Annotated in this window: 12 protein-coding genes, 1 tRNA gene and 1 pseudogene; 9 read left to right on the plus strand and 5 right to left on the minus strand. The window is 64.0% G+C overall.

Annotated features, from left to right (window positions below):
- Positions 1 to 200: 200 nt before the first annotated feature.
- Complete coding sequence (pepT, locus tag N2603_RS20790) at positions 201 to 1,451, minus strand: peptidase T (RefSeq protein WP_260390207.1); 1,251 nt, start codon at positions 1,449 to 1,451, stop codon at positions 201 to 203.
- A 106-nt stretch (positions 1,452 to 1,557) separates the two neighbouring features.
- On the minus strand, positions 1,558 to 1,872 hold the full coding sequence (locus N2603_RS20795) for an HU family DNA-binding protein (protein WP_018642395.1): 315 nt from the start codon (positions 1,870 to 1,872) through the stop codon (positions 1,558 to 1,560).
- Positions 1,873 to 2,105: 233 nt separating this feature from the next.
- Here N2603_RS20795 and N2603_RS20800 point away from each other — a divergent pair.
- Both N2603_RS20800 and N2603_RS20805 read left to right on the plus strand, forming a co-directional pair.
- Positions 2,106 to 2,182: transfer RNA gene (locus N2603_RS20800), tRNA-Asp, on the plus strand.
- A 219-nt stretch (positions 2,183 to 2,401) separates the two neighbouring features.
- Positions 2,402 to 3,244, plus strand: coding sequence for an FkbM family methyltransferase (locus tag N2603_RS20805; protein WP_260390208.1), 843 nt, complete (start codon positions 2,402 to 2,404; stop codon positions 3,242 to 3,244).
- A 132-nt stretch (positions 3,245 to 3,376) separates the two neighbouring features.
- On the opposite strand, the gene N2603_RS20810 is transcribed toward N2603_RS20805, so the two are convergent.
- The 3 genes and pseudogenes from N2603_RS20810 to N2603_RS20820 all read right to left on the minus strand — a co-directional run bounded on the left by N2603_RS20810 (position 3,377) and on the right by N2603_RS20820 (position 6,264).
- Positions 3,377 to 3,580, minus strand: coding sequence for a hypothetical protein (locus tag N2603_RS20810; protein WP_018642392.1), 204 nt, complete (start codon positions 3,578 to 3,580; stop codon positions 3,377 to 3,379).
- A 140-nt stretch (positions 3,581 to 3,720) separates the two neighbouring features.
- Complete coding sequence (locus tag N2603_RS20815; RefSeq protein ID WP_260390209.1) at positions 3,721 to 5,016, minus strand: spinster family MFS transporter; 1,296 nt, start codon at positions 5,014 to 5,016, stop codon at positions 3,721 to 3,723.
- 60 nt (positions 5,017 to 5,076) lie between these two features.
- Positions 5,077 to 6,264, minus strand: a pseudogene (locus N2603_RS20820) (Rieske 2Fe-2S domain-containing protein).
- 180 nt (positions 6,265 to 6,444) lie between these two features.
- Here N2603_RS20820 and N2603_RS20825 point away from each other — a divergent pair.
- The 7 genes from N2603_RS20825 (at position 6,445) to N2603_RS20855 (ending at position 13,821) form a co-directional block, all read left to right on the plus strand.
- Positions 6,445 to 6,957, plus strand: coding sequence for a MarR family winged helix-turn-helix transcriptional regulator (locus N2603_RS20825; RefSeq protein ID WP_260390210.1), 513 nt, complete (start codon positions 6,445 to 6,447; stop codon positions 6,955 to 6,957).
- A gap of 178 nt (positions 6,958 to 7,135) precedes the next feature.
- Positions 7,136 to 9,388: a TonB-dependent siderophore receptor gene (locus tag N2603_RS20830; protein ID WP_260390211.1), complete on the plus strand. Its 2,253-nt coding sequence runs from the start codon at positions 7,136 to 7,138 to the stop codon at positions 9,386 to 9,388.
- A gap of 705 nt (positions 9,389 to 10,093) precedes the next feature.
- The gene (locus N2603_RS20835; RefSeq protein ID WP_008136158.1) at positions 10,094 to 10,459 is read left to right on the plus strand and encodes an NADH-quinone oxidoreductase subunit A; all 366 of its coding nucleotides are present in this window, start codon (positions 10,094 to 10,096) and stop codon (positions 10,457 to 10,459) included.
- Positions 10,456 to 11,037, plus strand: a complete 582-nt coding sequence (locus N2603_RS20840) for a NuoB/complex I 20 kDa subunit family protein (protein ID WP_371740171.1) — start codon at positions 10,456 to 10,458, stop codon at positions 11,035 to 11,037. Before N2603_RS20835 ends, N2603_RS20840 begins: the two co-directional genes overlap by 4 nt.
- 11 nt (positions 11,038 to 11,048) lie before the next feature.
- Entirely contained in the window at positions 11,049 to 11,660 is a 612-nt protein-coding gene (locus N2603_RS20845) for an NADH-quinone oxidoreductase subunit C (RefSeq protein WP_260390212.1), read from the plus strand.
- 2 nt (positions 11,661 to 11,662) lie between these two features.
- A complete protein-coding gene (locus N2603_RS20850; RefSeq protein ID WP_018642381.1) occupies positions 11,663 to 12,859 on the plus strand; it encodes an NADH-quinone oxidoreductase subunit D in 1,197 nt (398 codons plus the stop codon).
- Positions 12,859 to 13,821: an FkbM family methyltransferase gene (locus tag N2603_RS20855; protein WP_260390213.1), complete on the plus strand. Its 963-nt coding sequence runs from the start codon at positions 12,859 to 12,861 to the stop codon at positions 13,819 to 13,821. The genes N2603_RS20850 and N2603_RS20855 overlap by 1 nt, the downstream gene beginning before the upstream one ends.
- The last annotated feature ends 4 nt before the right edge of the window (positions 13,822 to 13,825 follow it).

Below are 13,825 nucleotides of genomic sequence, written 5' to 3' on the forward strand. Positions count from 1 at the left end.
GGGGCGATATTCCCACGGGGGGCTCGGACGAGGAAGTCCCCGTCGTTCACTTCTTCGCCAAGCTTAACGGCCCGGCGACCCGCGGGCGTTGATCAATGACAAACGGACCAGCCGTGTCGCGCCGGAGACGCATGGGCGGCCGGAACTATGTTTCCGGACGGGACTGGGGACGGCCGCTTCAGGCTGTTCCGGATCGAGACCTACGCCTTCTCCTCCCAGATCATCGCAAGGTGGACGATGGTCTGCACCGCCTTCTCCATGTCCTGCCGGCTGACCCATTCGAGGCGCGAGTGGAAGGCGTGCTCGCCGGCGAAGATGTTGGGGCAGGGCAGGCCCATGAAGGACAGGCGCGAGCCGTCGGTGCCGCCGCGGATGGCGGTGCGCATCGGCCGGAGACCGGCCCGGCGGATCGCCTCGATCGCGTATTCGAGGACGTGCGGGTGACGGTCGATCACCTGCTTCATGTTGCGGTACTGCTCCCTGATCTCGAGCGTGTAGGTCGAGCGCGGATAGTCCTTCATCACGTCCTTGACGATGCCCTCGAGCAGGTCCTCTTTCTCCTTCAGCCCTTCCTCGGTGAAGTCGCGGACGATGAAGGAGAGGCTCGCCTGCTCCAGCGCCCCGTCGATGCTGATCGGATGCAGAAAGCCCTGCTTGCCTGACGTCGTCTCCGGCGAGCAGCCTTCCTTCGGCAGCCGCTCGACGATGGCGGCCGCGATCTTGATCGCGTGCTCCATCTTGCCCTTGGCGTAGCCGGGATGGGCGCTGACCCCGTTGATGGTGATGGTGGCACCATCGGCCGAGAAGGTCTCGTCCTCGACCGAGCCCGCGCTCTCGCCGTCCATGGTATAGCCGAAGTCGGCCCCGAGCTTCTTCAGATCGACATTGTCGACGCCGCGGCCGATCTCCTCGTCCGGGGTGAACAGGATCTTGATGGTGCCGTGCTTCACATCGGGATTGTTGATGAAGAAATGCGCGGCATCCATGATCTCGGCGACGCCGGCCTTGTTGTCGGCGCCGAGCAGCGTGGTGCCGTCCGTGGTGATGATGTCGTTGCCGATCTGATTCTTCAGCGCCGGATGCTCGGTGAAGCGGATCACCTGGCTGGTGTCGCCCGGCAGCACGATATCGCCGCCGCGATAGTTCTTCACCATTTGCGGCTTGACGTCCTTGCCGGTGACGTCGGGCGAGGTGTCCATGTGCGAGCAGAAGCAGATCACCGGCACCTTCTTGTCGGTGTTGGCCGGGATGGTGCCGTAGACATAGCCGTAATCGTCGAGATGGGCGTCGGCGACGCCCATGGCCTTCAGCTCGGCGGCGAGCACGCGGCCGAGATTCTTCTGCTTCTCGGTCGAGGGCGAGTGAGGGGAATCGGGATCGGACTGGGTGTCGATGGTGACGTAGCGCAGGAAGCGCTCGGTCACGGTGTGCGAAAAGGTGAGGGAGGACATTTCTGGTCAAACCGCCGGGTCTTTGGGGGATGCAGGCGGTATATCAGAAAAGCGGGCCGTGATGCGGCCAGGAACGACATCCGATCAGGCTTAACGAATGGTAGGCTTAAATCGCCTCTTTGAGTTCCTTCACCGGGCGGAACGCGACCTTCTTGCTGGCCTTGATGTGGATGGCTTCGCCGGTGGCGGGATTGCGGCCAGTGCGGGCGGCACGCTTGCGGACCTGGAGGATGCCGAGCCCGACGATGCGGACCCGGTCGCCTTTCTTCAGGTGCTTGGTGATCAGATCGACCATGTCGGTCAGGACGGCCTCGGCGTGCTTCTTGGACAGGTCCTGGCTCTCCGCGATATCGGCGGCGAGGTGCTTCAGCGTGATGGTGGCAGGAGCGGCTGCCTTCTTCGCCGAATCCTTCTTAGCCATGTCCGGCCTCCTCGATTCTTGCCGTTGGCTGGGAGACCGCCCCCGGACCCCGCTGGTTCCCGGAGGCGTAGACGATTCGGGGCCGGACTGACTACGCCGCCCGGCGCGGCCGGGTCACGTTCCTGTGCGCCAGCGGCGGATATCCGCTTCTTCAGGCTGTGGAAGCAACGTCCTTGACTTCACCAAGCCCGGCCTTTAAGTCCCCCCTCGTTCCGCGGACATCTGTGCGCCACGCGGGAGTAGCTCAGTTGGTTAGAGCGCCGGCCTGTCACGCCGGAGGTCGCGGGTTCGAGCCCCGTCTCTCGCGCCATTTTATGGCGGAAATCAATAACTTAATCGCTGAATACAAGCCCTCTTTGGCAAGCCGCCAGCGGAGCGAAACCGGATTCGATGGCCGGCCAGCGGACCGTCGTTATTTTTCGATGTCTTCGTGTTTCCGATCTTGCCCGCAGCAAGCGGTGTGCAACACATTGTGCAACCCGCCAGACCGCCTACGACCGGTCAAACCGCTCTCATTCGGATCAATCCAATGCAGGCAGCCGATTTCAGCGCAACGCTGCAAAATTTGTTCGCCAAAGGCGTGCGCTACGGAACCGTGATCGACCTTGGCTGTGCCGATGGGCATTTCGTCCTTAACCACCTGTCACGCCTCGATGGTGCGGTGCCGCTCAACATTGATGCCAACCGGATCTATGAGGACTCCCTGAAGGCCATCAAGGAGGTGCTTGGCGGGCACTATCGCATCTGCGCCATCACCGACCATGAGGGTGAGATCGAGATCACCGAGTCGGTCCATCCCTACTGGTCGTCTGTGCGCCCGACAGGCGATCTCTACTGGGCGCGGCTCAACGACCTGATCAAGAGCAAGGTCAAGGTGCCGGCGACGACACTCGATGCGCTGGTCAAGGAACTGTCGCTCGAGCCGCCGTTCCTGCTCAAGCTCGACGTCCAGGGCGCGGAAAAGGCCGCATTGAAGGGCGCGCGTTACGTGCTCGAAAATTGCAGCGTCGTCGTGTGCGAGGCCGACATCGACGACTTCCAGGACATCAACGCGACGCTGCTGGAGTCAGGTTTCTTCCTCTACGACCTGACGACGCTGCAGCGCCTGCGCGACGGAACGCTCGGCTGGTTTTACCCCGTCTATGTCAGCGGCAAGCTCGCCCATCTGAAGCCGCAGGCGTTCTGGGAGGCCGGCGACAATGCGGCGGTCATCGAGGTGCAGGAGGTGCGCCGCAAGATGATCCTCGAACAGAACAGGAAGATATTGAACCGGCTGCGCTACGGGCAGGCCGATGCCGGCCGCAACGATCCCTGTCCCTGCGGCTCCGGGCAGAAATTCAAGCATTGCTGCGGCAGCTACCGGGCCGACTGACTTTGGCGCAGGCCGGGCTATGGAATACACCCTCGATATTTCAGAGGCTTGGCAGGTCACCTTCAGCCGACGGCTGAAATCAAAAGGCCGCCCGAGGGCGGCCGTTTGGAGTCAAATCGGACCTTTTCGCCGTCAGCGAATCTCCGATGTGCCCGCGCTGGTGATCGCGACGGGCTTGCCGGCCTTGATCACCTGGGTGGACTGGGCGGTCTGGCCGTAATCGGCGTTGGTACGGGCAGCAATCCCGAAACCGGCCACTGCAATGCCGGCAACCAGCGCCACCACCACGATCTTCAGGTGGGTCGCACGATCAGCAGAGTGAATTGAGTGGTTCATATGAGCCTCCCGACGGGCTTTGCCGTCGTCTATGGGCTCATCTTCTAAGGACCATCTGTTTCCGGATGGTTTCGCGGGTTCCGCAAAATGGTTTCATTAATACGCCCGCTTGGTTTCGCCGGGCTGGCGGTGGGCGGGCCTCAGGCGGCCGCCCGGCCGATGTCGCTGCGGATTGAGCGGGCGGCCCAGACGAACAGCAGGGCGCCGAGCGTGGTCGTGACCGCCGCCGAAAGCAGGGAATAGCGCACCGCTTCTGCGCCATAACTGCCCTTCAGGGCGTCATTGACCATGCCCACGGCGAGCGGACCGACGCCCTGGCCGAAGCAGGTGGCGGTGAGCGCGATCAGCGCTGAAGCCAGCGCCCGCATGCTGGGCTTGGCCACGGTCTGCGCGATCGCGAAGATCGGGCCGAGATGAAAGCCGACCAGGAACGAGGTCAGCGCCAGCATCGCCACCATCATCGCAAAATCCTGCGTCAGCATGCACAGCGCGAACACCGGTCCGGCGAGCCCTGAGGTGATCGCGGGGGCCCACAGTTTCCAGCGGTCGTCACGGCGGCTGATCTGCGCCACCACGAAGCCGCCGAGCAGGGTGCCGGCCATGCCGGCGAGGCCCTTGAAGGTGCCGGCATAGGTGCCGATCTCGGCGCTCGACAGATGGTGCACGCGCGCGAGGAACGGGGGGATCCAGGCCGCGGTCGCGTAGTTGGTGTAGGTGGTGAGGCAGAAGCCGATCAGGACGACGATGAAGCTGCGCTGGGACGCGAGGAAGCGCAGTGTCGGTCCGAGCGGCTCGGGCACAAAACTCTCCTGCATGGCGCCGCGCTTCGGCTCGGAGATCGTCAGCCACAGAACAGCCGCGAGCAGGATGCCGGGCAGGCCGGCGACGTAGAAGGCCATCCGCCAGCCAAAGTGCTGGTTGACGTAGCCGCCGACGAAATAGCCGAGGAAGACGCCGAGATAGGTGCCGATGGCATAGATGCCGAGCGCGCGCGGGCGCTCGTTCTTGGCGAAGAGATCGGCGACGATCGACTGCGAGGCCGGGGAGCCCGCGGATTCACCGATGCCGACGCCGATGCGTGCCAGCGCCAGTGAGGTCACGCTGGTGGCGGCGCCGCAAAGGGCCGTCATCGCGCTCCAGAACGCGAAGGCGACGGCGACGATGTTGCGCCGGTTCAGCCGGTCGGCGACGCGCGCGATGGGGATGCCGAGCAGGGAGTAGAACAGCGCGAAGCCGAAGCCTGCGAGCAGGCCCATCATGGTATCGCTGAGGGCAAACTCCTTCTTGATCGGCTCGATCAGGACATTGAAGATCGTGCGGTCGAGGAAGTTCAGCGCGTAGATGACGGTAAGCAGCCCCAGCACGTAGTAGCGCCGCGCCGAGGGCTTTGCCGCGGCAGCCGTTTGCACCGACATCTGTGACGTCACATCGACCATCGCTTCCCCCAATTTGTCTTTGTTGTCGTTGTCGGTCCAGCTCCTGTGCGAGCTGGCAGGTCAGCCTTCGCGGATGTAATTCCCCGCTTCGAATTCGACTGGTGGTGTGCCCAGATCGAACGAGACGCCGATCGGATCGCGGCCCGCGGCGAGCGCGTCGAGCTGGTCGCTCAGCATGCGCCGGATCATCAGGATGCCGCGGTCGCTCTGGCCGAAATGCTCCTCGGAGTGGACCGTCACCTCGCCCTGGCCGACCTGGGCCTCATAGTCGCCCGGGAATTGCTGATGCTCTTCCTCCGTCATGTCCCACCAGAATTTTCCGTTGAACTTCGAGCGCATGCGGCTGATGTCGCCAGGATTTTTGACGCGACCGGCGACATAGATGCGGAACGAGGCATCGTCGATCGGCAGCACCCAGCCGATAGACTCGACGCGGGCGAACTGCGCGACGCGCGGGTTCGGCACCACGCGCAGCGTCGGCAGCGCCGCCTCGCTGACGCGGTAAAACACCTTGCCGTCGTCCTGCTTGCGTTCGGAGCGCACGAGGACGCCGCGCGGCGATTTCTCGAACTTCACCTCCGGGATGGAGGCCATCATGTTGGTGAATTGCGGACCCGAGAACGAGCCGTGCAGCACCGGCACGTGGTAGGGGTCGACCACGTTCTCGAAATGCTGGAGCCAGTTGCAGGGGATGATCGCCGGACCGCCGCCGCCGATCGAGGAATCGTCGGCCTCGACGAGCTCGCCGTCGTCCATGTTTTCGAGGCACGTAGCGCGGCAGCACCGGGCGTTTCTCGGCCGGGCCCATATAGGCGAAGATCAGCCCGTAACGCTCCTCGACCGGATACCAGGGCTGGCGCACCTTGTCCTTGAACTGGCCGCCATCGGGCTCGCAGGGCTGCTCCAGGCAGCGGCCTTCGGTGTCGAACTTCCAGCCGTGATAGCAGCAGCGGATGCCGTCCTCCTCGACCTTGCCATAGTAGAGCGTGGTGCCGCGGTGGCAGCAGCGCGCGTGCAGGAGGCCGGCGCGGCCATGCTTGTCGCGGACAGCACCAGATCCTCGCCGAGCGCGCGCACCTTCTTCGGCGTGCCGCTGGCGTCACCGACGAGCCCGACCGGATGCCAGTAGCGGCGCAGCAGTTCACCCATCGGCGTGCCGCGCACGACCGAGGTGAGCTCGGTGCGCGTGTGCGCCGGCTTCATCGCGTAGGCCGTGCCGAGATCGCGATCCCGCTGGGTGATGGTCATGCTGGTCCTCCCGCTCCCGGCCGTGTTGGCCGGGCCTTTTTTCTGTCTTGCGAGCAGTGAAAGATAAATCGATGACATTGTCAACGATCCTCTAAATGCCTCTTAATCCCATTTGAGGAGAACGGCCGGCCGCGGCGGCGCAGGCTTGGCAGGACCGGGCTTTCTTGGCAGAGGTGGACGATGAACCAGACACCGAGCAGGGACGGGTGGACGGCCCCAGAGCCGGGCGAGAGCGAGCCGGCGCCGATCACCGCGATGCTGTCCTCGCGGCTGATGGTGCTCGCCAATCTGCTCAAGCGCGGTGCCATCCTGCGCTACAAGCGGCTGACCGGATTGTCCTCCGTCGAGTTCGGTCTCGTCGCCTCGCTCGGCCGGCGTCCGCCGATGAGCGTGGCGCGGCTCGCCGAGGCCGTCGGCCAGGACAAGGGCCAGATCAGCCGCGCGCTGGCCAATCTGGTGTCGCGCAAGCTGATCGCGAAGTCGGCCAATCCAAAGGATAGCCGCGAGGTGCTGATCTCGCTCACCGCGGCGGGCCTCGCCGCGCATGATGCGATCGTCGAAGGCGCGCAGGAGCGCAACCGCCGCCTCCTGGAACATCTGAGCGCCGCCGAGTTCGACATGCTGCTGCAGCAGGTCGATCAGCTCACGGCGATCGCCGCCGAGATGCTCGAGAGCGAGAAGAACGCGCGCTGACGTTCCGATAGTCCCCGGGAACAATGGATCGCTTCTAAGAGTCTCTCTAAGAGGCTTTCAATTAGGGAATTCGCGCACCCTCACATAAGCGTCACCGCAAGCGCAGGCCGCCCCGGGGACACGGCGGCATGACGCATCAAACATGCAGCTTTGGGGTGGCGCGTTGAACAGTCTTGGAATGCTGCGGTCGGCCGTATTGGCGACCGCATCGGCTTGGGTTTTGATGCCGCAGGCATCGCTCGCACAATCGTCCACGCAGAGCGGCGCGCAGAACCTGCCGTCCGTGACCGTCACCGCACCGGAAACACGCCGCCGCACACCCGCAGCCGCCGCGCGCAGTGCACCGCGGCGGATGGTGCAGACCGCGAACAGAAGCAAGCCGCAGCCCCAGCGCAACGCCGGCTTCGTCGAGACGCCGCGCGGACCGGTGCACGGCTACGTCGCCGGCCGCAGCTCATCGGGCACCAAGACCGACACGCCGATCATGGAGACGCCGCAATCGGTGTCCGTCATCGGCGCGGAGCAGATCCGCGACCAGAAGTCGAACAAGCTCGACGAGGTGCTGCGCTACACCGCCGGCGTGCGGGCAGGGACCTTTGGCGCGGATACGCGCAACGACTGGTGGCTGATCCGCGGCTTCAAGTCCGACGACGTCGGACTGTTCCTCGACGGCATGCAGCTGTTCTACACGTCCTATGCGAGCTGGAAGCTTCAGACGCCCAACATGGAGCGCGTCGAGGTGCTGCGCGGACCATCGGCCGTGCTTTACGGCGGATCGAGCCCGAGCGGCATCGTCAACGTCATCAGCAAGATGCCGCCGGCCGAGCCGATCCGCTATGTCGAAACCGGCGTCAACAATTTCGGCAACGCCTATGTCGGTTTCGATTTCGGCGGTCCGGTCGCGACGCAGCCCCAGGACAGCAAGCTGTTCTACCGCGTCGTCGGCCAGGTCCAGAACGGTCCGACGCAGGTCAACTTCACGCCCGACAACAACTACTTCATCGCGCCGTCGTTCACCTGGAAGCCGGATGCCGACACCACCTTCACGGTGCTGGCCTCGGCCTCGAAGCAGGACACCCGCGGCATCAACTTCCTGCCCTATCAGGGGACGGTGACGAGCGCGCCGTTCGGCAAGATCCCGACGAGCTTCTTCGTGGGCGATCCCAGCGTCGACAAGTTCACGCGCGAGCAGGAGATGCTCGGCTACCAGTTTGAGCGCAATCTCACCGACGATCTCACCTTCCGCCAGAATGCGCGCTTTGCGCATGTCGACGTGACCTATCGCGGCTACGTCGGCAACGGCTGGGACAACATCAACACGGCCACGATGGGCCGATACAATTGGTATGCGAAGAACACGGCCAATCAGGCCGATCTCGACAACCAGCTCGAGTATCGCTTCAACACCGGCCCGGTGAAGCACACGATGCTGTTCGGCCTCGATCTCAAGGGTTATCAGATCGACGACTATCAGGCCTTTGGGTTTGGCGTGCCCTCGATCAGCATCTTCAATCCCGTCTATGGGGCGGCCGAAACTCCGCTCCCGAGCGCGCCGTTCCGCAACTTCCTCATCACGCAGAAGCAGGCCGGCACCTATCTTCAGGACCAGATGAAGCTCGGCAATTTCACGCTCGTGCTGAGCGGCCGCAACGACTGGGTCGAGACGACGCAAGACGCCCGCGACACCGGCGCAAATGTCGCCAGCCGCAATGACAGCAAGTTCAGCGGTCGCGCCGGCCTGATCTACAATTTCGACAACGGCATTGCGCCCTACGTCTCCTATTCGACGAGCTACAATCCGATCATCGGCCTCAACGCGCAGAACCAGTTGTTCCTGCCGGAAACCGGCAAGCAGGCTGAAATCGGCGTGAAGGTCGCACCGAAGAGGTTCGACGGTTATTTCACCGCCTCGTTCTTCGACCTGAAACGCCAGAACGTCGCGACGACCACGGTGACCACGCCCGTCTTGCAGACCCAGACCGGCGAGGTGACCTCGCGCGGTATCGAGCTCGAAGCGGTGGCGAACGCCACCAGGGAGCTGAAGCTGATCGGCGCGTTCACCGCCTACCATCTCTTCAACAGCCGGGATCTCGACCCGTCGCTGGTTGGCAAGACGCCGACCAACACGCCCGAGATGCTGGTGTCGGGCTGGGCCGACTACACCTTCAAGGACGGACCGCTCGAGGGCTTCGGCTTCGGCGGCGGCGTCCGCTATATCGGCGCGTCCTGGGCCGATACCGCCAACACCCTCGAGGTTCCCGCTGTGGTGCTCGGCGACCTCGCGCTCCACTACGAATGGCAGAACTGGCGCACGGCGCTGAACGTGATCAACCTGACCGACAAGATCTACGTCGCGAGCTGTGCGTCGGCGACGTCATGCTTTTACGGCGACCGCCGGCGCGTGACCGCCAGCGTCTCCTACAAATGGTGAGGCAACGGATGAGGAGAGGCGAGGGCAGCTTCGGACGCCCCTGATCTCGGCCATTCCTAGGCTCTACCGACCGGACGACCGCTGATCTTCCATCGGGAGATCGATGAGCTCCCGGGCTATGCCCCCCGGCCCGAAGCTCATGCGAGCGCGGCGCGTGCGACGGCCCAGCAAGTCGCCGCCGCGCTCGCGGTCGCTCCGGATCGGATGCCGCCCCGACGCATTCGCCGGACGAGGTGCGGTCCCGTCATGATGCATGGCTGACCAGCCGCGCCTGCGGACGCGCATGTTCCTGCCTGCGCCCGCGAGCTTCACCGGGGCCGCCCGTTGCGCCACCCGGCCGGGCCAGTATGTCGCCTGAGTGACGGAAAGGGCCGCCACGGCCGTTATTGCCAAGGTCTGGGTGCGCTGCCGCACGAAAAAATCGGGCATTTTGACCTGATGCTGTGTGGCGGATCGCTGTCCCGGTTCGTGCCCCGCAATCTCAGAACAAGCCACCGTGCAAAACTGCGGTCGCCCTTGCTGGGCTGAGCGATCTGCTCCATACCAGCCGCGGGGTGATTCCGGGATTTCCACCGTTCTGGGGGCGACAAAGGGCCTAAAAAGAGCGTGTCTTGCGCCCATTGGTGCACTGCGCTAAGGCTCAGAATAATTCCAAATCGGGACGAATCCGCGGCTCCCCGACGTCGCGGGAAAAAGGGCTCGTCAATGAGCGGCATTCTACAGAACTATCTTCCACTCGTCGTCTTTATAGGGGTAGCAGGCCTCATCGGCCTCGTGCTGCTGATCGCGCCCTTCATCGTGGCGTTCCAGCAGCCGGACCCGGAAAAGCTGTCGGCGTATGAGTGCGGTTTCAACGCCTTCGACGACGCGCGAATGAAGTTCGACGTCCGCTTCTATCTGGTCGCCATCCTCTTCATCATCTTCGACCTCGAGGTGGCGTTCCTGTTTCCCTGGGCGGTGGCGTTCGGCAAGCTTGGCGCGACCGGCTTCTGGTCCATGGTGGTGTTCCTCGCCGTGCTGACGGTCGGGTTCGCCTATGAATGGAAGAAAGGGGCACTCGAATGGGATTGAATCCTGCACCGTCCGCCGGTCCGGTCGTTGCACCGGCCCCCAAGGGCATTCTGGATCCGTCGACCGGCAAGCCGGTCGGGGCCAATGATCCGTTCTTCCTCGAGGTCAATTCCGAGCTGTCCGACAAGGGCTTCTTCGTGGCCGCGACTGACGACCTCATTACCTGGGCGCGCACCGGCTCCTTGATGTGGATGACCTTCGGTCTCGCCTGCTGCGCCGTCGAGATGATGCAGGTGTCGATGCCGCGCTACGACGTCGAGCGCTTCGGCTTCGCCCCGCGCGCCTCGCCGCGCCAGTCCGACGTGATGATCGTCGCGGGCACGCTGACCAACAAGATGGCGCCGGCGCTGCGCAAGGTCTACGACCAGATGCCCGAGCCGCGCTACGTCATCTCGATGGGCTCCTGCGCCAACGGCGGCGGCTACTATCACTATTCCTACTCGGTCGTGCGCGGCTGCGACCGCATCGTGCCGATCGACATCTACGTGCCGGGCTGCCCGCCCACGGCGGAAGCGCTGCTCTACGGCGTGCTGCTGCTGCAGAAGAAGATCCGGCGCACCGGCACCATCGAACGCTAAGGTTTTACGTCATGGACGACGGCAAGCTCGACGCCCTTGGGCAAACGATCGTTAGCGCGCTTCCGGGCGCCGCCACCGGTCACACGGTGGCCTTCAACCAGCTCACGGTTGATGTCGAGGCCGGCAAGATCGTCGAGGTGGTCAAGTACCTCCGCGACGATCCGAACTGCCGTTTCGTCAACATCACCGACGTGACCGCGGTCGATTACCCCTCGCGCGAAAAGCGCTTCGACGTGATCTATCACTTCCTGTCACCGACCCTGAACACGCGGATCCGGCTGCGGGTTGCCGCCGACGAGACCACGCAGGTGCCGTCGCTGATCAACGAATTCCCCGGCGCCGACTGGTTCGAGCGCGAGGCCTACGATCTCTACGGCGTGTTCTTCGTCGGCCATCCCGACATGCGCCGCATCCTCACCGATTACGGTTTCGAGGGCCATCCGCTGCGCAAGGATTTCCCGCTCACCGGCTTCGTCGAGGTCCGCTACGACGACCAGGAGAAGCGGGTGGTGTACGAGCCCGTCAGGCTCAACCAGGAATTCCGCAAGTTCGATTTCCTCTCGCCGTGGGAAGGGGCGGACTATCCGCTTCCCGGTGACGAGAAGGCGGGACCGAAGGTCTGATCATGAACGAGCAACCCGAACAGCTTCGCAATTTCACCATCAACTTCGGGCCCCAGCATCCGGCCGCGCACGGCGTGCTGCGCTTGGTTTTGGAGCTTGACGGCGAAATCGTCGCCCGCGTCGACCCGCATATCGGCCTGCTTCATCGCGGCACCGAGAAGCTGATCGAGCAGAAGACCTATCTCCAGGCGATCCCGTATTTCGACCGCCTCGACTACGTCGCGCCGATGAACCAGGAGCATGCCTTCTGCTTGGCTGCCGAAAAGCTGCTCGGCATCGAGGTGCCGCGCCGCGGCCAGCTCATCCGCGTGCTCTATTGCGAGATCGGCCGCATCCTGTCGCATCTGCTCAACGTCACCACGCAGGCGATGGACGTCGGCGCGCTGACCCCGCCGCTGTGGGGCTTCGAAGAGCGCGAGAAGCTGATGGTGTTCTACGAGCGCGCCTCGGGCAGCCGCATGCATGCAGCCTTCTTCCGCGTCGGCGGCGTGCATCAGGACCTGCCGCAGAAGCTGGTCGACGACATCGAGGCCTGGTGCGATCCGTTCCTCAAGGTCGTCGACGACCTCGACCGGCTGCTCACCGCCAACCGCATCTTCAAGCAGCGCAACGTCGACATCGGCGTGGTGCCGCTGAAGGAAGCCTGGGAGTGGGGTTTCTCGGGCGTGATGGTGCGCGGCTCGGGCGCGGCCTGGGACCTGCGCAAGTCGCAGCCCTATGAGTGCTACGCCGAAATGGATTTCGACATCCCGATCGGCAAGAACGGCGACTGCTACGACCGCTACCTGATCCGCATGGAAGAGATGCGCCAGTCCGTGCGCATCATGAGGCAGTGCATCCAGAAGCTGAATGCACCGGAGGGCAAGGGGCCCGTCGTCGTCGCCGACAACAAGGTCGCCCCGCCGCGCCGCGGCGAGATGAAGCGCTCGATGGAAGCGCTCATTCACCACTTCAAGCTCTACACCGAAGGCGTCCACGTGCCGGCCGGCGAGGTCTACGCCGCGGTCGAGGCGCCCAAGGGCGAGTTCGGCGTCTATCTCGTCTCCGACGGCACCAACAAGCCCTACAAGTGCAAGATCCGCGCGCCGGGCTTTGCCCATCTGCAGGCGATGGACCACATCTGCCGCGGCCATCTGCTCGCCGACGTCTCGGCGATCCTGGGCTCGCTCGACATCGTGTTCGGAGAGGTCGATCGGTGATGGCGCAGGCGCCAATCCAGTTTGACCGCGCCTCGGGGGCCCTTGAAGGGGCCAACCTGTGGGAGCGGACGGCTGCCTTGGCGCTGGTGACGGGATCGAAGATCTCCTCGCACTTCTCGCACATGGGATACATCGCCTGCGCCAATCTGCTGGCGAAGACGCTGCCCAGGCGCAACATCGCGATCAAGCTCAACCCGGACGCCGTGTTCGAATTCCCCTACGGCGACGGCTATTGGAGCAAGCTGCTCAACCGCTCGTACAATTACGAGGACGAGCTCGAGCTGCTGTTCGCCGATTCCATCGACGTCGACTACACGCTGCTCGATTGCGGTGCCAATTACGGCTACTGGTCGGTGCTGGTGTCGAGCAGGCCGTTCGGCTCGCACAAGGCGATCGCGATCGAGCCGTCGGGCCAGAACTATCCGAAGCTCGCCAACAACGCCCGCGTCAACGGTGGCCGCTTCGAGACGATGAAATGCGCGATCGGCGCCACGCGCGGCACCGCACGTCTGTCAGGCACCAAGCACGAGGCCTTCAGCATCGCCGGCGATCCGTCGGCGGGTGGCGAGGAAGTGCCGGTCCTGGCGCTGGATAATCTGATCGATGACGGCAAGGTCGCGGCGAACGGAAAATACCTGATCAAGCTCGACGTCGAGGGCGTCGAGATCGAGGCGATCAAGGGCGGCGCCCGGCTGCTCCAGGCCGACAGCGTCATCATGTGCGAGGAGCACGGCAGCGACCGCTCCCATGCGGTGTCGCGCTACATCCTCGAACAGACCCCGCTGAAGCTGATCGTGTTCGATCCGCGCAGCAACCGGATGGAGACCGTGACCGAGCTGTCGATCCTCGACCGCATCAAGGTCTCGACCCATGTCGGCTACAACGTTTTCGGCACCGCAAGCGCATTCTGGCAGGACAGGATCAATGCCCTGAATGCCAAAACCGCGCGCCGCATGCAGTGAGAGA

Source organism: Bradyrhizobium huanghuaihaiense, assembly GCF_025200885.1.
GTDB lineage: Bacteria > Pseudomonadota > Alphaproteobacteria > Rhizobiales > Xanthobacteraceae > Bradyrhizobium > Bradyrhizobium huanghuaihaiense.